A 19,345-nucleotide genomic window follows, 5' to 3' on the forward strand; every position below is an offset into this window, starting at 1 on the left:
TAAGCGTTACCCATTGCTGTAGACCCGGGTGGGTGCGATGAGCACCACGGTACGGCGCTGCTCGGCCATCACGCGGTCGTATTCGGCCCAGTCGTCGTGCGTTCCGCCCGCGGCTTCGAACACCTCGCGCAGCAGCAGCCGCAACCGGTCGGGGTCGGTGAGCCACGGTTGCGGATCGTCGGGCCCGGCGATCTCGGCCTCACCCTCGACGGTCGCCCACTGCCAGCCCTGGCGGAACGTCACCGCCAGCTGTGGGCGGGCGCGAAGGTTGGCCAGCTTGACCTTGCCGTAGGTGACGAACCCGAGCACCGGTGCGCCGCTGTCGGGGTGCGTCAGCTTGCCGACGTTGACCAATGAGGCCTGAATGGTGCCGTCGCCGCGCAGCGTCGACACCACGGCCAAGCCGTTGTCGGCGGCAGCCAGTGCGACGGCCTCGTCGAGTGTTGTCATCAGACCTCCTGCGCAACAGCGCTTTCCGTAAACGGCGTGCGGTACACGTAGCGGCTGGTGGGAACCGTGTCGACGTCGCGGTTGGCGCCGAAGGCGGCCGTACTGGCCACCATCCGGCCCATCCGCTCGTGTAACTCGTCGTCGTCGGCCGTATCGAAGAACGCGTGCAGGTCGGCCAGCGCCGCGACGGGAAACAGTTCCTCGACGATCGCCGAGACCGGCGGTGCGTCCGGCGTCAGCGCACGCACCACCGCGTTCTGGGTGTATCCGAACGTCGACTGGGTCTCTATCGCCACCGGCGTGTGATCGATGTGCCAGCGCCGCAACCACGTCGGCTCGTCGAGGTCGGCGGGCCTGCGCAGCAGTGCGACATTGGCGAACCCGTCGGTCCGCTCCCCCGGCGCGGTGTGCGGTGGCGCCATCGGGACCGATTCGGTGACCAGATAGGCCGCCACGGCTTCCGCCTCCTGCCGTAGCCGCGCGAGCGCGGCGTTCACCTGATCACCGTATGACTGCTGGGTCCAGAGGCTGACGAAACCGACTACCGGCGGATCAAGGGTCGTCAGGGTCATCAGAGAGTCACGCACCACGCCGTCGCGCACGTTCACCGCCAGCCCCGGGATCCCGAGGTCCAGCAGATCCGGCACGACCTGTTCGCGTAGGCGCGAACACCACACGTCGTCGGCCCCATTTTCGGACAGGGCAGCCCGCAGCGTGACGATGACTTTCTCCACGAGGCGAACTTAGCGTGTCGCGCCGGTCAGGCTTCCAACCGCTCGCGGATGCTGGCCAGGCGCTGCCTCAACTCGTTCTCGTCGATAACCCCGCGGGCCACCAGCGAGTGCGCCAACGACACCAGTTGGCTCTCAGGATAGGGCAATTGGGCGTAGCGCGTCGCGGTCAGGGCGTCCTCTTCGTCACGTCGCGCCTTGAAGTCGGGGATGTCGGCATCGCATGCCGCCCGGTCGAGCGCGTCGCACAGCCCGTCCAGACTCGTCTTCCACGGCGGCACAGGGTTTTCCACCCCGTACTTCGCCGCCATTCGCGACCAGACCTGATTGCGCTCGACGATCTCCTCGAGCGGGGCGACCGTCGTCTGCTCGATGCCGGGATCCGGTGTGCCGCTCATGCTTCCGAGGCGGGGTGGACGGCGGGACGGGTGTCGGTGATGACGTTGGTGGTGATGCCCGGTTTGGGTAGGGCGACCCCAATCAGGCAGTCGCGGGTGATGATCTCGGCGAGCTGCTTCTCGGTCCAGTCCTCGGTGCCCGCGGGACGCATGGGCATCACCATGAACCGGTGTTTCTGATTGGAGTCCTGCACGCGCACCGTGACCTCGTCGGGCAGATACAGGCCGAACTCCGCCAGTACCTGACGCGGCCAGCGGACCATGCGCCTGCGGTAGTTGGGCGTGCGATACCACTCCGGCGAGTTGCCCAGGATGGGCCGGGGATAACAAGAGCACAGGGCGCACACGATCACGTTGTGCAGTGTCGTTGTGTCCTCGAGGATTTCGAAAGCTGTGAAGTCGCTGGGTGTTCCGAACCCCGTGGGCTCCATCCAGTCGACGCCGACCTCCTTGCTGGCGGTCATGGGTTCGGCCAACGCAAGCTTCTTGAATTCCGGATCCAGCCACGCCCTGGCCACCAGCGTCGCGGCGGGAGTGGGCCCGATCTGTTCGGCGAACTCGGTGAAGCGGCGGTGCTCCTCGGCGGTGAAGATGCCCTTCTCGATACACAGTTCACGCAAGGCGATCTCGAGCACCTCGAAGTCGGTGATCTCGTCGACCATCGGCGCGACGGTGCGGTCGTGGTCGTGGTCGTGGTGTGTCATTTGGCGGCCTCCAGCCAGTGCTCGGGAATCTCGGTCTGTATGACGTCGTCGCCGGTGCCGGTGTAGCCGTGCCACAACTCCGACATGTTGAACCGCACGACGTAGAACCATTCCGGTTTGGCCGGGCGGTCCCAGGTCTCGTCCTCGGCCGCCGGGCTTTCGTACGCGACGGTCGCGATCTCGCCGCGCGCCCCGCGCACGTACTCCGGGGTCCGGGTGTAGAAGATGACCGGCAGTTCGCGCACGATGACCGCGTCGCCGACCTTGAACTTCGGATCGCCGGCCTGCCCGGCATACACCTGCGGGTCGCCCTTGCCCACCGCGTGCTTGTGATGGGCGTTGCGTCTGACGTCCGACCCGTCGCCCTCGAATTTGGGCTTGGCTTCCAACTTCTTGCCCGCCAAACCGCCCTCGTAGCGCGCCTTGACCTCGGCCATCCGTTCGCTCAACTCGGTCAGGCCGATGTGATGCTTCTCGACGAGGACCCGAGCGACGGCCAACAGCCAGCGGCCGTAATACGGAAGCCCCAGATACTCGGCCCTGCCCACGTCGACGTTGCCGATGCGGCGGCGTTCCTCGGAGAGCCAGATGCCGCGCCAGGCCAGCACTTCGCAGATGACGTACGTCATGTGCTCCCAGAGCTCGTACTGCTTGTTCTCGTACTTCATCGGCGCGTCCGGTTCACCGCCGACGTCATGGACGGGTTTGAGATATGCGGTGATCCGGTTGTGGTCGAGGAGATCCGGTGTCGGCGCATCCGGCAGTTCGGGATAGGCCGACTTCAGCCGGGCCACCAGTTCGAGTTGTGCTGCTCGCTCGGCCGCCGTGCTCATGACGATTCCCTTCGTAAGCCCGGCGCAGACGCGCACGGTGCAGCTCGGTGGTTCTCATGAGACGGGGTGATGGTGATTCGGACCTGCGGGTCATCCTCGGCTAGGGATTCGCGCGCGATAGCGATATCCGCCACCGGCACCTCCGCTGCTGCGAACCGACCCCGTCGGCTGACTTTAACCCCGAAATCGCGTCGCCGCAGGCAAACCAGGGCGCCGGCTCCCGCTTGATCTCGCGAGGCGACGGGTTTGCACTGTCGCACATGATGTTTGGGTCGGCGCGGTTGGAGGGTCGGGGCTGGTCGTCGGCTATGTCGGGGCAACAACGCGAAATTGACGCGTGTGGTACCCCCAGCGGTTGGGTGCAGGGGTCAGAATGAGTAGGTGAGCACCCGCAGCAGGGTCATCGACGCCCTCCGGCCGGCCATGCCCGAACCCGGGGCCGTCTGCCGGAGCCTGCTCGGCGTGCTGGCGGTCGCGTCGATCACACTGCTGTGGAATTCGGGTGCGACCGCTGTGTGGGTGGCCGGTGCGGCGGCGGTGGCGGGCGCTGTCGCGCTGCAGGACAGTCCCGGCGGCCGGATCGCCCGCGTGCTGATCGTGACCGCGCAGATGAGCGCGGCGGTCTTCATCGGGGCCCTGCTCTCCTCGTTCGACGTCGCGTTCGTCGCCGCGCTCGCCGTGTGGTGCTTCGGGGCGGGCCTGCAGTGGGCGGTCGGCAACAATGCGGGACTCGTGGCCGCCGCCGGCGGCGCCCTGCTGGCCATCGCTCCTCCGCTCGCGCCAACCGCGTCGTCGGTCCTCATCCCGACAGCCTTGACGATCGCCGCGGGTGCCCTGCAGGCCGGGCTGATCGCGGTGTGGCCGCCGCAGCGGTGGCGGGCTCAGCGGGGGGCCCTCGCCGAGGCGTACGGGGCACTTGCCGCGGATGCGCGCCAGGCCGCCGAGCACGACGAGACGCCTGAGGGTACGCCGCTGTTGCCGTCGCTGCGCGATGCCTTCATCGACACGCAGGCCAGCCGTCGACCCGAGGCGTACCGAGGCGGGCACCGGCTGCCCGAACGGATCATGGCGACGCTGCGCACGCTGCGCGGCACGCCGGTGGGCCAGCGCGACGACGTCTCCCGAATGCTGGCCGCCGCGGCCGAGGTGATGGCCGCGATCGCCGACCACACCCATGTCGCGAGGCGCAACGCCGAGCACGGACTGGTTCGCTTGGATGCCGCGGTGGCTGCGCTGCACGACCCGGAAAACCCTGATGTCAAACGGCTTTCGCAGCAGCTTCACGAAGCGGCGGAGTTGCGGTTTCCGGATCTGTTCCGGCCGGACGTGATCAGTCCCGCCCGTGCGGCACTGACCACCGTCCGCTCGCACCTGACGTTGACGTCGCCGCTGCTGCGTCACGCCATCCGGTTGTCCGCGGCCGTCGCGGTCGCCGCGTGCGCGGACCGGTTCGCACCCGTCGCGCACGGCTACTGGATCGCGCTGACCGTGCTGATGGTGTTGCGCCCCGAGACCGCCCACACCTACACCCGATGCGTCGGCCGACTGGCGGGCATCGCCACCGGCGTTGTCGTCGCGTCGGTCATCGTGATGCTGGTGCACCCCACGGGGTGGATAGCCGCCGCGGTGGCCACGCTGTGCCTCGCCGCGACGTATGCCGCGACCAGGACGGGCTACATCGCCACCAGCGCCGCCCTGGCCGCGGCGGTCGTCTTCCTTCTCGAGATCGACGCGGTCACCTCGGGGGCGACGCTCGAGGACCGGCTGTTCTCGATCGTCGTCGGCGGCGGGCTGGCGGTCGTGGCGCACGTCGCGCTGCCGGACCACGCGCTGACGCGGTTGCACCACCGCGCCGGTGAACTGCTGAAGACCGAAATCGATTACGCCGCAACGGTGGTCAGGGCCTATGTCCATCCGCTCGACCATCCGAGCGACGCGGTGTCATCGGCGTGGCAGCACGCATACCGCGCCCGCGCTGGGTTCGAGGCCGCGTCGGGTGCCACCCGGATGGAGTCGCGGGAGCTGCGTCGCTGGTTGCGTTCGTACCGCACCGCGCTCAACGCCGTCACCATCTCGTGCACCGCACTGGAGGCCAACCTGCCGAACCGTCCACCGGCGACGTTGACCCCCGAATTCATTGCCGCCGTCGACGATTTCGTCGACGCGCTGCGGGGAGCGCCGCCGAATCCGGGGACACCGTGGACCGTGGACCTCGGGGCGTTGACCGCGGCCAATCAGCAGGTGCGCGAGAAGGCCGAAGGACTCACCGGCGACAACGGGGCCGCACGCGTCCTGGTGTCCGAGATCGCCGCGATCACGCGCAGCCTGTCGGGTATCGCCACTATCCGCGAGCCCACTTCGGCTGGATGAACACGCCTTCGGCCTCGACGGTGACGCCTTCGTCGTCGGAGAGGTAACCCGTCGCGTACGACTTGATGCCCTCGGTCCTGGTGATCGTTGCCTCTGCGTGCAGCCGCCCCAGTCGCGTCGGGCGCAGATAGCGCAACGTGATGGTGCCCGTGAACCGGGGGCTCGCCGCGCTGGCGGCGACCTCGCCGAGGACGTGGTCGAGGATCAGCGCCGAAATCCCGCCGTGGACATGTCCCGGCGGGCCCTCGTAGGCCGCGCCGAGCTCGAAATCGGTGTAGACGCCTCCGTGGTCGTCGTGCTCGATGGTCAGCGGCGGCGCGACCGGGTTGCGAAGCCCGATCACGGGATTCCCCCACGGCAGCTGGTCACCCTCGGAGGTGAACCGCACGCCGAATGCACCGTCGATCTGCCGCGACCGCAGCGCGGCTGTCGCACTGTCGATCTGTTCGCGGACCGCCGCGACCGTGTCGCCGTCGACTTCGGTGCGGATCGTCGCGTCGATCAGCCCCCGAACCGATTCGGCCAGCGGGCCGTAAACGCCGCGCAGCCGGTCGATCTCGGCCCCCGACACGTTCCCGATGTCGGTGAACTTTACCACGCAAGCACTAGAACACGTTCCAGTAAGGGTTGTCGAATCGCCCGCGGGTGAGTGGGACGCACGGGCGGTCGCGGGGCGAGGCGTGCGTCACAGTCACCGCGAAGGCCGCATGAGATTACCTATCTTTTCGTAGTCATCTGTCTACGAAGTGCCTTAGGCTGCTCGTATGGCAGCGCGTGCACACAGCGCCGACCCGCGCGCAGAGCGGGTCCGCGCGCTTCTCCGGGATGCGGCGTTCGCGCTCGCACACGAGCGAGCGGTCGACGGGTTGACCGTCGGCGACGTCGTGGCGCGTGCCGGCGTCAGCAGGCAGGTGTTCTACCAGCACTTCACCGACCGCGACGACGCCGTCGCGACGGCGGTCACCGTCGCATTCGCGGCCGCGACCGCCGACATCGGCGGCGACGCCCGCGCCCGCATCCTGCGCCTGTTCGACTTCGTCGCCGAACACCGCGCGGTGTACCGCCACGTCGTCTCCAGCACGGTGGCCCAACGGGTCGTCGCGGCGTTCCGCGCCGAGCTGACGCCGGCGTGCGAGGAGATGGCCTCCGCCGCCATGCCCGCGGTGACCGCGATCGCCGGGGTGGCTCCCGAGGCCGTGATTCGGTTCCTGGTCGGCGGCTTCACCGAGGTGCTGCGTTCGTGGATGGACGACCCGAGCGCCACCGACCTCGGCGACCGCGTGCGCGCCGCACTGGACACCGTCAACGCCCTGCTGGGCGTTCCCGAACATTCGAGAGGTTCACGTCATGGGTAAACATCACGCCGCCGAGCGTTCCGGAGTCGGCGACCGCACGGCCGTGCGCATGACCGCGCTGGCCCTGCTCGGCATGACGCTCGTCGTCATCGCGATGATCGCCAGCTATTCGGGCGCGTTCGCCAAACCGGAGTTGCACGACCTGTCGGTCGCCGTGGCCGGGCCGCCGGAATTCGTCGACGGCCTCCGAGGCAACGACGCACTGACGATCACCGAGGTCGGCGACGCCGCCGCGGCCCGCCAGCAGGTGTACGAACGCGAGGCCGACGCGGCGTTCGCGGTCGATCCCGCCGGTGTGATGACGACCTATGTCGCGGGCGGCGGTGGCCGCAGTGTGGCCGCCGCGGCCGAAACCGTCGGGCAGGCGGTCGCTTCCAAGGCGGGCCTGCGCCCCGTCGTCGAAGATGTCGCACCCCCGTCGGCCGGCGACCCGTCGGGCACCGTCGAGTTCTACGCGGTCATCTTCCTGTCCATCGGCGCGTCGGTCGCGGCGACGGTGCTCGGCAGGTTTGTGGGCACCGTGCGCACACCCGCCACCCTGGCGCTGCGCACCGTGACCCTGGCCGGGTATTCCGCCCTGCTCGCCGGCGGCGTCACGCTCTACGTCGACGGGATCCTCGGGGCGTTGGTCGGCCACACGTGGCAGGTCTTCGGCACGCTGTGGCTCTATTCCATGGCCGTCGGCGGGGCGATCACCGGTGTCGCCGCGGCGTTCGGCTCCGCCGCTTCGTCGGCGTTGACGGGGTTCCTCGTGATCGTCGGCAACGCGGCCGCGGCGGGCCCCGTCGGCCGCCCGCTGCTATCGGAGTTCTACTCCACCTTCAGCACGATCGTGCCGCAAGGCGCGGGCGTCTCGCTGCTGCGCAGCGCCGTCTACTTCGGTGGCAACGGCGCGCAGACACCGCAGATGACGCTGCTGTTGTGGGGCGCCGCAGGATGTCTGCTCGCAACCGCCGCAACCGCTGCCCGGGTGAATTATCGTGCGGTGCATGAGCATCTCGCCCGGCGACCAGACCTACTACGACCTCGGGTCTTATCACCGGCCGATTGAGACACCGTCGCCGCAGGCTCAGGTGTGGTTCGACCGCGGGATGGTCTGGTGCTACGCGTTCAATCACGAGGAGGCCATCCGCTGCTTCGAGCGCGCGCTCGAACTGGACTCCGGCCTCGCCATCGCCCGCTGGGGCATCGCGTACGCGATCGGACCGAACTACAACAAGGGCTGGGAGGCCTTCGATTCCGTCGACGCGGCCGCATCGCTGGCCCGCGCCAGGATGGAACTCCAAGTGGCTGTGGGCAACCGAGCATCGCCGGTGGAGCAAGGCCTGATCGCCGCGCTGCAGGACCGCTTCCCCACCGAGGATCCGGACGACGCCGAAGCGCTGGCAGCCGGGGGTGCGCGCTACGCCGACGCGATGGCGGCGCTGGCGGAGGCCTACCCCGATGACGTCGACATCCAGGCCCTCGCCGCCGACGCGCTGGTGAACGTGACGGCATGGGCGTTGTGGGACACCAGAACCGGTGAACCCGCACCCGGCTCGCGGGTTGTGGCGGCCAAGCGGTTCCTCGACGACGCGCTGGCCACCGACGCCGGCCGCGTCCACCCCGGCATCCTGCACCTCTACCTACACACGATGGAGATGTCGGCGACCCCGCAGGACGCGTTGCCGGCCGCGGATCTACTGCGCGGCCTGGTGCCCGACGCCGGCCATCTGCAGCACATGCCGAGCCACATCGACGTGCTGTGCGGCAACTACCGCGACTCGGTGGTCTCGAATCTGGCAGCGGTTCACGTGGATCGGCGGTTCGTCGAACGAGAGGGCTCGCTGAACTTCTACTCGCTGTACCGAGCGCACAACCTGCACTTCGTGGTGTATTCGGCGATGTTCGAGGGCAATTCGCGCGCCGCGTTCGCTGCCGCCGACGAGCTGGCTGCCCAGCTGACCCCGGAGCTGCTGGGGATCGAGTCGCCGCCGATGGCCGACTGGCTGGAGGCCTTCGTACCGTTGCGCACGCATGTGCTGGTCCGGTTCGGCCGCTGGGACGACCTGATCGCCGAACCGCTGCCCGACGACACGGAACTCTATTGCAGCACCGTGGCGACCATCCACTACGGGCGCGGAGTGGCCCACGCCGCGAAGGGCAACCTGGAACAGGCCCGCGCCGAGCAGGAAGCCTTCGCCGACGCCTACGGCCGCATCCCCGAGAGCCGGTATCTGTTCAACAACACCGTGCTCGACATCCTCGCAATCGCCGGCGCGATGCTCGACGGCGAGATCGCCTACCGCGCATGCGATTTCGACATCGCTTTTGCGCATCTGCGACGGGCGATCGAGCTGGACGACGCGTTACCGTACGACGAGCCGTGGGGATGGATGCAGCCCACCCGCCACGCCTACGGCGCGCTGCTGCTCGAGCAGGGCCGCGTCGAAGAGGCCGCCGCGGTGTACGCCGCTGATCTCGGGCTCGATCCCACGCTGCCCCGGCCGTGCCAGCATCCGAACAACGTATGGAGCCTGCACGGTTACCACGAATGCCTGCAGCAGCTGGGCCGCGACGCCGAGGCCGCGATCGTCGGTCAGCAGCTCACACTCGCCGCGGCGCGGGCCGACGTCCCGATCCGCGCCTCGTGCGCCTGCCGGCTTGAGGTCTCCCCGGCCTGCTGCGACTGATCCGTAGACTCCGAAACGTGGCGCTCAGCGACGACGACCTCGCCCTCCTCGGCCGCTGCGTCGAGCTGGCGCGCGAAGCGCTCGATGACGGCGACGAGCCGTTCGGCTCGCTTCTCGTCGACGACGCCGGACGCACGCTGTTCGAGGACCGCAACCGGGTCAAGGACGGCGACCACACCCGCCATCCGGAGTTCGCGATCGCCCGCTGGGCGGCGGCCAACCTGACGCCCGGACAGCGGGCCGTGGCCACCGTCTACACCTCGGGTGAGCACTGCCCGATGTGCGCGGCCGCCCACGCCTGGGTCGGGCTCGGTCGCATCGTCTATGCCGCATCCTCGGAGCAGCTGACCCGCTGGCTGACCGAGTGGGGCGCGCCACCGCCGCCCGTGGCACCGCTGCCGATCACCACGATCGCACCGGGGCTGGAGGTGGACGGACCCGCAGACGGGTACAGGGATCAGATGAGGACCCTCTACGAAGCGAAATTCCGGCCGTGACCGATCCGTCGCACACCGCAGCCGTCGCCGAACCGCGCTGGGTCGAGCACGCCATCTGGTGGCACGTCTATCCGCTCGGCTTCGTCGGCGCGCACCCCGCCAATCCGCCTCCGGGGCCCGCCGAGCACCGGCTGCGGCGCATCGTTGACTGGCTCGACCACGCAATCGAACTTGGCGCGTCCGGGCTGGCCCTGGGGCCGATCTTCTCCTCGCGCACCCATGGTTACGACACCACCGACCACTTCCGCATCGACGCGCGGCTCGGTGACGACGACGACTTCGACACGCTCGTCGGCGAGGCCCGCGGCCGCGGCCTGCGTGTCCTGCTCGACGGTGTGTTCAACCACGTCGGAACCGATTTCGCCAACACCGAGTGGCTGCGCACCCGAGGAGATGGAGTCGACACGTTCGAGGGCCACGGCGATCTCGTCGCGCTCGACCATGACAACCCGGCGGTGATCGACCACGTCGTCGAGGTGATGACCCATTGGTTGGGTCGCGGCGCCGACGGATGGCGCCTGGACGCGGCCTATGCGGTGCCGGACCGATTCTGGGCCCAGGTGCTACCGCGCGTCCGCGGAACCTTTCCCGACGCGTACTTCCTGGCCGAGATCATCCACGGCGACTACTCGCAGCGGGTCCGGGCATCCGAGTTCGACTCGGTCACCCAGTACGAGCTGTGGAAGGCGGTGTGGAGCGCGCTGAACGACGGGAACTTCCACGAGCTCGACTGGGCACTGTTGCGACACAACGAGTTTCTCGAAACCTTCGTGCCCATGACCTTCGTCGGAAATCACGACGTCACCCGGATCGCCAGCCAGCTCGACGACATCCGGCACCTCGAGCACGCGTTGGTGCTGCAGATGACGACCGGTGGCACGCCGAGCGTGTACGCCGGCGACGAGTTCGCCTACACGGGGGTCAAGGAGGAGCGCTTCGGTGGCGACGACGCGGTGCGACCCGAGTTCACCTCTCCCCCAGCCGATCTCGACCAACATGGCGCCGACGTGTTCCGTCTGCACAAATTCCTGATCGGGCTGCGCCGGCGCCACGCTTGGCTGCACGCGGCGCGCACCTCACCGTTGCAGCTGACCAACCGGCAGTACGTGTATCAGAGTCGCGCCGGCTCCGAGTCCCTGGTCGTCGCGCTCAACATCGACGACGAGCCCCTGCCGATCTCGCTACCCGACCTCGGTTTCGACAGGGGTGAAGTGCTCGCCGGGTCCGGCGCCCCGCCGTCGGAGGTCGTCTCGACCACCGAGGTCGGGCCTCACGGCTGGCTGATCATCGCTCCGCGCTGAGCAGTTCGACGGTGAGCGGGTCCGGTTGGCCGTCGTAGTACTTCACCAACACGCCGTCGAAGATCTCCGGGTCGTCGGCCGCCCGGCCGAACAACGTCATCGACGACCGCACCTTCAGATTGTCCGGCGACCCGAACAACACGTCGGCTGACGACTGCTCACTGCGAGCGACCAGGTCGGCGCACTCGTGCAGGCGCGGGCCCAGCACGTCGTGGGCGAGATAAGCCCGAGCCTCGGCGAGCGAACCGATCCCGTACCGCTGCGCCGTCGGGCTTCGGCCGAGCCCACGTAACTGGGGGAAGACGAACCAGATCCAGTGACTGCGCTTACGCCCGGCGCGCAGTTCGTCGAGCACCGTGTCGTACACGCGTTCCTGGGCGTCGACGAAGCGCTGCAGGTCGAAGGGGTCGTCCGAAGGTGATCTGTCTTTAGCCATGTCACCGGCCAGTCTGACAAGCTAACCTGTGCGGTTCAATGACCACGTGCAACGGCCGGCCGACGGAGGCGCCAACGTGACGCGCCGCCGTGTCCCGCGCCCCCGTGAACTGGCCCCACTGCTGCAGTTCAAGAAGCCACAACTGAACGCGACCCAGCGCCGTCTGGCGGCCGCGCTGACGATCGAGGACCTGCGCCGGATCGCCAAACGCCGGACCCCGAAGGCGGCGTTCGACTACACCGACGGCGCCGCCGAGGACGAGCTGTCACTCGCACGCGCACGACAAGCGTTCCGCGACATCGAGTTCCATCCGACCATCCTGCGCGATGTATCGCGCGTCGACACGGGCGCGACGGTGCTCGGCGGCCACGTCGCCCAGCCGTTCGGCATCGCGCCCACCGGCTTCACCCGGCTCATGCACACCGCGGGTGAGGTCGCGGGGGCGCGCGCGGCCGCGCGGGCAGGCATTCCGTTCTCACTCTCGACGCTGGGCACCAGCTCCATCGAAGACGTGAAATCAGCCAACCCACACGGCCGCAACTGGTTTCAGCTGTACATGTGGAAGGACCGGAATCGGTCGATGGCGCTGGTCGAGCGGGCCGCCGCCGCGGGCTACGACACGCTGCTGGTGACGGTCGACGTACCGGTAGCGGGCGCGCGTCACCGCGACACCCGCAATGGGATGTCCATTCCCCCGACGCTGACGCTGCGCACGGTGCTCGACGCGGTCGCGCATCCGCGGTGGTGGTTCGACCTGTTCACCACCGAACCGCTGTCGTTCGCCTCGCTGGACCGCTGGCCCGGCACTGTCGCCGAATACCTCGACACCATGTTCGACCCCACGGTCAACTTCGACGATCTGGCCTGGATCAAGAAGCAGTGGCCGAATAAGTTGGTGGTGAAAGGAATTCAGACACTCGAGGACGCCAGGGCCGTCGCCGGACTCGGTGTCGACGGCATTGTGCTGTCCAATCACGGTGGCCGCCAACTCGACCGCGCCCCGGTGCCGTTTCACCTGCTGCCCATCGTGGCCGAAGAACTCGGCGACACCACCGAGATTCTGCTGGACACCGGCGTGATGTCCGGCGCCGACATCGTCGCGGCGGTCGCGTTGGGCGCGCGCTCCGTGCTCGTGGGTCGCGCCTATCTCTACGGGCTGATGGCCGGCGGCGAGGCCGGCGTCGACCGGGCCATCGAGATCCTCTCGCAGCAGGTCGCACGCACGATGCGGCTACTCGGGGTGACGTCGCTGAGCGAGCTGGGCCCCGGCCATGTCACTCAGCTGCACCGGCTGCAGCCCCGCGTGTCGGACACGGGCCGAAACCCTCCTGAGTCACCCCAACAACACTGGTAACACCCCATTTCTGCCTGTCCATGAGTCCGTGCTGAGTCGTAATCGTTAGCCAACCGCGACGTGGCAACCGCATGTCGGGACGACAGTTGCAGCGCGACTGCGTGTTTCATTACCAACGCACAGCAAACGGCAATTGCTTGTGGAAGCGATGAAAGGTGGGTTGGTTGCCGTTATGAGAATCTTGGAGAGGTGCCGGAGTACCGGTACGAAAATGTTGCGCCGAATGGCGGTGGCCGCGGTTGCTGCGGCTGCGTTGCCCGGGCTGATCGGATTTGTCGGGGGTTCGGCGACAGCCGGGGCATTCTCGCGTCCGGGACTGCCGGTCGAGTATCTGGATGTGTTCTCCCCCGCGATGAATCGCAATATCCGCGTTCAGTTCCAGGGCGGTGGACCGCATGCGGTGTATCTGCTCGACGGCCTGCGCGCCCAGGACGACTTCAACGGCTGGGACATCAACACCCCGGCCTTCGAGTGGTACTACCAGTCCGGGCTGTCGGTTGTCATGCCGGTCGGTGGGCAGTCCAGCTTCTACACCGACTGGTACCAGCCGTCTCGGGGTAACGGCCAGGACTACACCTACAAGTGGGAGACGTTCCTGACCCAGGAGCTCCCGGCGTGGCTGGAAGCCAACAGGGGCGTGTCGCAGAACGGCAATGCCGTGGTGGGCATTTCGATGGCGGGCAGCAGCGCGCTGACCTACGCCATCTACCACCCGCAGAAGTTCATCTACGCGGGCTCCCTGTCGGGCTTCCTCAACCCGTCCGAGGGTTGGTGGCCGATGCTGATCGGGCTGGCGATGCAGGACGCGGGCGGCTACAACGCCGAAAGCATGTGGGGTCCGTCGACGGATCCGGCGTGGAAGCGCAATGACCCGATGGTCAACATCAACCAGCTGGTGGCCAACAACACCCGCATCTGGATCTACTGCGGCACGGGTACGCCGTCGGATCTCGACGGGGGTGTGGCCGGCCAGAACCTGATGGCGGCGCAGTTCCTCGAAGGGTTCACGTTGCGGACCAACGTCACCTTCAAGGACAACTACATCGCCGCGGGTGGCACCAACGGCGTGTTCAACTTCCCGCCGCAGGGGACGCACAGCTGGGGCTACTGGGGTCAGCAGCTCGAGATGATGAAGCCTGACATCCAGCGAGTGCTGGGAGCGCAGGCCAGTGCCTGACAGCACCGCCTAGATCCACCCACAACAGGAAGCCTGCCGTTTCCCCCGAACGGCAGGCTTCCTGCCGTTCGGGGACGTCGCCGAGGCCCGCGCGCGAGAGGGCCGTGCCCGTGAATCGACGAGCGCAGCGACCCGCGATGCTGTTTCGCCGCAGGCGTACGTCACACGGGGCGACGGGGAACAAACGAGGCCCTCCGAAGGTTGAGCGCAACAGACTCAAACTTTGGAGGATTGATGGCTGAAGCCAAGACAGTTCCGGTCCTGTTCCTGAGCGAATCGATCGTGCTGCCGGGGATGGTCGTGCCGATCGAGCTCGACGAGGCCGCTCGCGCCGCGGTGGACGCCGCGCGTGCCAGCGAGTCCGGTGAGCTGCTGATCGCTCCGCGCCTCGAGGACCGGTACCCGTCCTACGGTGTGCTGGCTTCGATCGTGCAGGTCGGCCGCATGGTCGGCGGGCCGGCCGCGGTGGTGCGGGGCGAGAGCCGCGCGCACATCGGTGCCGGTGCGACCGGACCCGGTGCGGCGCTGTGGGTCGAGGTGAGCGTGGTCAGCGAAGAAGACCCGGTGCCTCAGGCGACCTATGACCTCGCCGCGGAGTACAAGAAGCTGCTGCTGGCGATGCTGCAGCGGCGCGAGGCGTGGCAGATCATCGACTTCGTCAATCAGCTCTCCGATCCGTCGGCGCTGGCCGACACGGCGGGCTACGCGTCGTATCTCACCCAGGTTCAGAAACGACAGCTGCTCGAGACGCCCGACGTCGCTGAGCGCCTACGCGCGCTGATCGAGTGGACGGGTGCCCAGCTGGCCGAGGTCGAGGTCAACGAGAAGATCGCCGAAGACGTGCGTGAGGGCATGGAGAAGACGCAGAAGGAATTCCTGCTGCGTCAGCAGCTCAACGCCATCCGCAAGGAGTTGGGCGATGACGACGGCACGGGGTCTTCTGATGACTACCGGAGCCGCATCGAGGCCGCCGACGTTCCCGAGAAGGTTCGCGAGGCCGCGCTGCGCGAGGTCGGCAAGCTCGAGCGGGCCGGCGATCAGAGCCCGGAGAGCGGCTGGATCCGCACCTGGCTGGACACCGTGCTCGACCTGCCGTGGAACGTCACCACCGACGACTCCACCGACCTGCAGGCGGCCAAGGCGATTCTGGATGCCGACCACCACGGCCTCGAGGACGTCAAGGACCGCATCGTCGAGTACCTGGCCGTGCGGGCGCGCCGTGCCCAGCGCGGGTTGCAGGTCGTCGGCGGCCGCGGTTCGGGCGCCGTGATGGTGCTGGCGGGCCCGCCCGGGGTCGGCAAGACCTCGCTGGGCGAGAGCGTGGCTCGGGCGTTGGGCCGCAAGTTCGTTCGCGTCGCCTTGGGCGGTGTGCGCGACGAGGCCGAGATCCGCGGCCACCGGCGCACCTACGTCGGCGCCCTGCCGGGGCGCATCGTGCGTGCCATCGGCGAGGCGGGTTCGATGAACCCCGTCGTGCTACTCGACGAGATCGACAAGGTCGGCTCCGATTTCCGCGGCGACCCCGCGGCGGCGCTGCTCGAGGTCTTGGACCCGGCGCAGAACCACACCTTCCGCGACCACTACCTCGACCTCGACCTGGACCTGTCGGACGTGGTGTTCCTGGCGACGGCCAACGTCATCGAGAACATCCCGTCGGCGCTTCTCGACCGCATGGAACTGGTGCAGATCGACGGCTACACCGAAGACGACAAGGTCGCCATCGCCCGCGACTTCCTGCTGCCGCGGCAGCGCGAGCGGGCGGCGCTGACGGAGGACGAGGTGACGGTGACCGAGGCGGCGTTGCGCAAGGTCGCCGCGGACTACACCCGCGAGCCGGGCGTGCGTCAGTTCGAGCGGCTGCTGGCCAAGGCGCTGCGCAAGGTGGCGACGAAGCTGGCGGCCGACGAGGTCACCAGCATCACCGTCGACGAACCGGATCTCGTTGAGTACCTGGGACGTCCGAGGTTTCTACCGGAGTCGGCCGAACGCACGGCGGTGCCGGGCGTGGCCACCGGGCTGGCGGTCACCGGGCTCGGCGGCGACGTGCTCTACATCGAGGCCGGCGCCACCGACGGTGAACCCGGGCTGCAACTGACCGGGCAGCTGGGCGACGTCATGAAGGAATCCGCGCAGATCGCGCTGTCCTACGTGCGCTCGCACGCCGAGCAGTTGGGCGTCGACCCCAAGGCGCTGGACCGGCGGATCCACGTGCACGTGCCCGCGGGTGCCGTGCCGAAGGATGGTCCGTCGGCGGGCGTGACGATGGTGACCGCGCTGGTCTCGATGGCCACCGGTCGGCAGGTGCGCGCGGACGTCGGCATGACCGGTGAGGTCACGCTGAACGGCCGAGTGCTGCCCATCGGCGGTGTCAAGCAGAAGCTGCTGGCAGCGCAACGTGCCGGTCTGTCAACGGTATTCATACCGCAACGCAACGAGCCGGACCTGGACGATGTCCCGGCCGACGTGCTCGAAGCGTTGGAGGTGAAACCGATGACTGACGTCGCCGACATCGTCGCGCAGGCGCTGCAACCCGTCGAGGCGGTGACGTTCGCAGCCTGACGACAACACGCATTCAGGGTCGTGGCCGGCTTTCCGGTCGCGGCCCTGAGTGTGTTCGGGCCGTCCTTCGCCGGTGATATGTCGTCCGCTGCCGCTACCGTCGGTGCATGGCGTACGACGAGGACCTCGCCCACAGCATCCGCGAACTGCTCAGCGGAGAGCGCGGAGTCGAGGAGAAGCCGATGTTCGGCGGGTTGGCGTTCCTGGTCAACGGCAACATGGCGGTGGCCGCCAGCGGTCAGGGCGGTCTGATGGTGCGGGTGCCCCACGACGACACCGCCAAGCTGTTGTCGCGTGAACACGTCGCACCGATGGTGATGGCGGGCAGGGAGATGCGCGGATGGTTGCGGGTCTCGAGCGCCGGGCTCTCCACAAAGCGGCAACTGCAGCCGTGGATTGCCCGCTCGGTCGATTTCGCGAAGAGTTTGCCCCCGAAAGAGCGCGGGTACGCCAGCCGACGTGGACGCCGCAGCACGTAAGAAGCTGGCCAAGCGCCTCCTCGACCAGGCGGGCACGACCTACGCAGAAGACGCCGGTATCCGGTTGGCGGACAAGCCGATGCCGCTCTTCGAACTGCTCACCCTGTGCATGCTGTCGAGCAAGCCGATCGACGCCGCCATCGCGGGGGTAGCCGCGCGGGAGTTGTCCCGGGCGGGCCTGCGCACCCCCAAGGCCGTTCTCGACGCCGACCGCGCGGACATGATCCGCGCGTTCGGCCGCGCCCACTACGTGCGGTACGACGAGAGCTCGGCGACCAGACTCACCGACATCGCGCAGTCCGTCGTCGACGAGTACGGCGGGGACCTCCGCAAGCTCGAGGGAGCCGAGGACCACGACGTGACCGCGGTGACGCGAGCACTCAAGCGGTTCAAGGGGATCGGTGACACCGGTGCCGACATCTTCCTGCGGGAGGTGCAGGACACCTGGTCGTGGGTCCGGCCGTATTTCGACTCACGGGCCACGACCGCCGCGCGCGAACTCGGACTGCCCACCGACGCCGACGACCTCGCCGCGCTCGCGCCGGGTAAATGCGCGAAGCTCGCCGCCGCACTGGTCAAGGCGTCGCTCGACGACGAACTGCGCGACCGCGTGGCCGCAGGGGGATGACGCGGTGGTGATCCGGATCGGCACGTCCGGATGGTCGTACGACCATTGGAAGGACGTGCTGTATCCCGCCGGGACGCCGGTGGCCAAGCGGTTGGCCCGCTACGTCGAGGAGTTCGACACCGTGGAACTCAACGCGAGCTTCTATCGCTGGCCGAAGGACAGCGCGTTCGCGGGCTGGCGGCAGCGGCTGCCCGACGGGTTCACGATGTCGGTCAAAGCCCAGCGAGGGCTGACGCACTACCGGCGGCTGCGGGAGCCGGAGCCATGGGTCGAGCGCTTCGAGCGGTGCTGGAATCTGTTGGGCGACCGTAGCGAAGCCCTGCTCGTGCAACTGCATCCGGAATTGGAGCGCGACGACGCCCGCTTGGAGTACTTCCTCAAGCTGATGCCAGACCGGATCCCGGTGGCCATGGAGTTGCGGCACCCGTCCTGGGACGACCCCGCCGTGTACGACCTGCTCGAGCGCCACGGCGCGGCGTATGTGGTGATGAGCGGCGCCCACCTGCGCTGCGTACCGCGGGCCACCAGCGATCTGGTCTACATCCGGATGCACGGCCCGGACCAGGACTCGTTGTATGCGGGGTCCTACCCCGACGACCAATTGCGCCGCTGGGCGGACCGGATCCGAGCATGGGACCGCGAGGGCAGGCGCGTGCTGGTCTACTTCAACAACGACCTGGGTGGGCACGCGGTGTGGAACGCGCAGACGCTCAAAGCGATGCTGGCCGGCTGACCCCGGACCCCGCCGCAGCGGACGGAATCCGGTTGCGGCACGCTTAGGAGCCGACATGCGTGTTCTCTCTCTGATCTGGGCCGCCGCGGTCCTCGTCGCGGGATGTTCGGCCGAACGGATCGTCAACACCGACGAGCCGTTCGTCGCGTCGCCGCCGACATCCACCACCGCGGCACCGCCTGCGCCGCCGAACCGCGCACACCTGGTCGACGCGTTCGACTACGTCGCGCATCCGCAGGGAACGGCCGAATACCACTTCACCACCCCGAGCGGGCGGTGGGCGTGTGCCATCGTCCCGCGTGAGAAGGCGGGGTGCCAGTCGGCGAGCGCCCCGCTGTCCGGAATGAACATCACCGGCGAACCGGACATCGTGCGTGATTCCGCCGGTGAGCAGGCCACACCCAACGCGATCGTCGTCGAACGCGAGGGCGAACCCCGGTTCGTCGCGCTGACGCGTCCGGAGTTCGTCTTGGCCGACGCGAAGGTGCTGGACTTCAACCGGATCCTGGCCGTCGCCGGATTCCGCTGCAACGTGCAGGAGGCCGGGGTCTCGTGCATGAGCGAGGCGACGGGCAACGGATTCACCTTCGCCCCCGAGGGATTCCAGCCGCGCTACACCGAGGTGCCCGCCAGCGCGCCGTAGCTAGATCAAGGCGGCCGTTCCGGCT

General features: G+C 68.2%; 20 protein-coding genes. 13 read left to right on the forward strand and 7 right to left on the reverse strand.

From position 1 onward, the window contains the following. Positions 1–6: 6 nt before the first annotated feature. Genes A5650_RS22820 through A5650_RS22840 form a run of 5 tightly spaced genes read right to left on the reverse strand, consistent with a single transcriptional unit; the run spans position 7 to position 3,116 of the window. Positions 7–450 carry a TIGR03618 family F420-dependent PPOX class oxidoreductase gene (locus A5650_RS22820; RefSeq protein WP_067297260.1) on the reverse strand — a complete coding sequence of 148 codons (444 nt, stop codon included), beginning with the start codon at positions 448–450 and terminating at the stop codon, positions 7–9. Further along, positions 450–1,184 (reverse strand): EthD domain-containing protein, encoded by a 735-nt coding sequence (locus tag A5650_RS22825; protein WP_067297262.1) that lies wholly within the window; start codon positions 1,182–1,184, stop codon positions 450–452. Before A5650_RS22825 ends, A5650_RS22820 begins: the two co-directional genes overlap by 1 nt. Before the next feature lie 26 nt (positions 1,185–1,210). Further along, complete coding sequence (locus A5650_RS22830; protein ID WP_067297265.1) at positions 1,211–1,579, reverse strand: thiocyanate hydrolase; 369 nt, start codon at positions 1,577–1,579, stop codon at positions 1,211–1,213. Then, positions 1,576–2,283, reverse strand: coding sequence for a thiocyanate hydrolase subunit gamma (gene scnC / locus A5650_RS22835; RefSeq protein WP_067297268.1), 708 nt, complete (start codon positions 2,281–2,283; stop codon positions 1,576–1,578). Before scnC ends, A5650_RS22830 begins: the two co-directional genes overlap by 4 nt. Further along, a complete protein-coding gene (locus A5650_RS22840; protein ID WP_067297270.1) occupies positions 2,280–3,116 on the reverse strand; it encodes an SH3-like domain-containing protein in 837 nt (278 codons plus the stop codon). Before A5650_RS22840 ends, scnC begins: the two co-directional genes overlap by 4 nt. Before the next feature lie 381 nt (positions 3,117–3,497). Here A5650_RS22840 and A5650_RS22845 point away from each other — a divergent pair, with 381 nt between their 5' ends. Then, complete coding sequence (locus tag A5650_RS22845; RefSeq protein WP_353615200.1) at positions 3,498–5,486, forward strand: FUSC family protein; 1,989 nt, start codon at positions 3,498–3,500, stop codon at positions 5,484–5,486. Here the strand turns inward: A5650_RS22845 and A5650_RS22850 are convergent. After that, on the reverse strand, positions 5,458–6,084 hold the full coding sequence (locus A5650_RS22850) for a PaaI family thioesterase (protein WP_067297273.1): 627 nt from the start codon (positions 6,082–6,084) through the stop codon (positions 5,458–5,460). The two genes, A5650_RS22845 and A5650_RS22850, sit on opposite strands and share 29 nt — an antisense overlap. A gap of 166 nt (positions 6,085–6,250) precedes the next feature. Between A5650_RS22850 and A5650_RS22855 the strand changes: the two genes are divergently transcribed. From A5650_RS22855 to A5650_RS22875, 5 genes are read left to right on the forward strand one after another with little or no spacing between them, the layout of a single operon-like run. Next, positions 6,251–6,841 carry a TetR/AcrR family transcriptional regulator gene (locus A5650_RS22855; protein WP_067297276.1) on the forward strand — a complete coding sequence of 197 codons (591 nt, stop codon included), beginning with the start codon at positions 6,251–6,253 and terminating at the stop codon, positions 6,839–6,841. Next, complete coding sequence (locus A5650_RS22860; protein ID WP_067297278.1) at positions 6,834–7,892, forward strand: hypothetical protein; 1,059 nt, start codon at positions 6,834–6,836, stop codon at positions 7,890–7,892. Before A5650_RS22855 ends, A5650_RS22860 begins: the two co-directional genes overlap by 8 nt. Next, positions 7,831–9,513 carry a tetratricopeptide repeat protein gene (locus A5650_RS22865; protein ID WP_067297281.1) on the forward strand — a complete coding sequence of 561 codons (1,683 nt, stop codon included), beginning with the start codon at positions 7,831–7,833 and terminating at the stop codon, positions 9,511–9,513. Before A5650_RS22860 ends, A5650_RS22865 begins: the two co-directional genes overlap by 62 nt. Positions 9,514–9,530: 17 nt before the next feature. Next, complete coding sequence (locus A5650_RS22870; RefSeq protein WP_067297284.1) at positions 9,531–10,010, forward strand: nucleoside deaminase; 480 nt, start codon at positions 9,531–9,533, stop codon at positions 10,008–10,010. After that, entirely contained in the window at positions 10,007–11,311 is a 1,305-nt protein-coding gene (locus tag A5650_RS22875) for an alpha-amylase family protein (protein ID WP_067297287.1), read from the forward strand. Before A5650_RS22870 ends, A5650_RS22875 begins: the two co-directional genes overlap by 4 nt. On the opposite strand, the gene A5650_RS22880 is transcribed toward A5650_RS22875, so the two are convergent. Continuing rightward, positions 11,295–11,747, reverse strand: coding sequence for a DUF1810 domain-containing protein (locus A5650_RS22880; protein ID WP_067297290.1), 453 nt, complete (start codon positions 11,745–11,747; stop codon positions 11,295–11,297). The genes A5650_RS22875 and A5650_RS22880 overlap by 17 nt on opposite strands. Before the next feature lie 76 nt (positions 11,748–11,823). Between A5650_RS22880 and A5650_RS22885 the strand changes: the two genes are divergently transcribed. The 7 genes from A5650_RS22885 (at position 11,824) to A5650_RS22915 (ending at position 19,320) form a co-directional block, all read left to right on the forward strand. Further along, positions 11,824–13,101, forward strand: a complete 1,278-nt coding sequence (locus A5650_RS22885) for an alpha-hydroxy acid oxidase (RefSeq protein WP_067297361.1) — start codon at positions 11,824–11,826, stop codon at positions 13,099–13,101. Between the two features lie 172 nt (positions 13,102–13,273). Beyond that, on the forward strand, positions 13,274–14,278 hold the full coding sequence (locus A5650_RS22890; RefSeq protein WP_067297293.1) for an esterase family protein: 1,005 nt from the start codon (positions 13,274–13,276) through the stop codon (positions 14,276–14,278). 234 nt (positions 14,279–14,512) lie between these two features. Further along, positions 14,513–16,837, forward strand: a complete 2,325-nt coding sequence (gene lon / locus A5650_RS22895; RefSeq protein WP_067297296.1) for an endopeptidase La — start codon at positions 14,513–14,515, stop codon at positions 16,835–16,837. Positions 16,838–16,944: 107 nt separating this feature from the next. Beyond that, complete coding sequence (locus tag A5650_RS22900; protein ID WP_067297300.1) at positions 16,945–17,316, forward strand: TfoX/Sxy family protein; 372 nt, start codon at positions 16,945–16,947, stop codon at positions 17,314–17,316. Beyond that, the gene (locus A5650_RS22905) at positions 17,297–17,944 is read left to right on the forward strand and encodes an HhH-GDP family DNA glycosylase (RefSeq protein ID WP_067297303.1); all 648 of its coding nucleotides are present in this window, start codon (positions 17,297–17,299) and stop codon (positions 17,942–17,944) included. Before A5650_RS22900 ends, A5650_RS22905 begins: the two co-directional genes overlap by 20 nt. 4 nt (positions 17,945–17,948) lie before the next feature. After that, positions 17,949–18,677 carry a DUF72 domain-containing protein gene (locus A5650_RS22910; RefSeq protein WP_067297306.1) on the forward strand — a complete coding sequence of 243 codons (729 nt, stop codon included), beginning with the start codon at positions 17,949–17,951 and terminating at the stop codon, positions 18,675–18,677. Between the two features lie 55 nt (positions 18,678–18,732). Next, positions 18,733–19,320, forward strand: coding sequence for a hypothetical protein (locus tag A5650_RS22915; RefSeq protein WP_067297309.1), 588 nt, complete (start codon positions 18,733–18,735; stop codon positions 19,318–19,320). The last annotated feature ends 25 nt before the right edge of the window (positions 19,321–19,345 follow it).

Origin of the sequence: Mycobacterium sp. 1164985.4 (assembly GCF_001668575.1) — a bacterium.
Taxonomy (GTDB): domain Bacteria; phylum Actinomycetota; class Actinomycetes; order Mycobacteriales; family Mycobacteriaceae; genus Mycobacterium.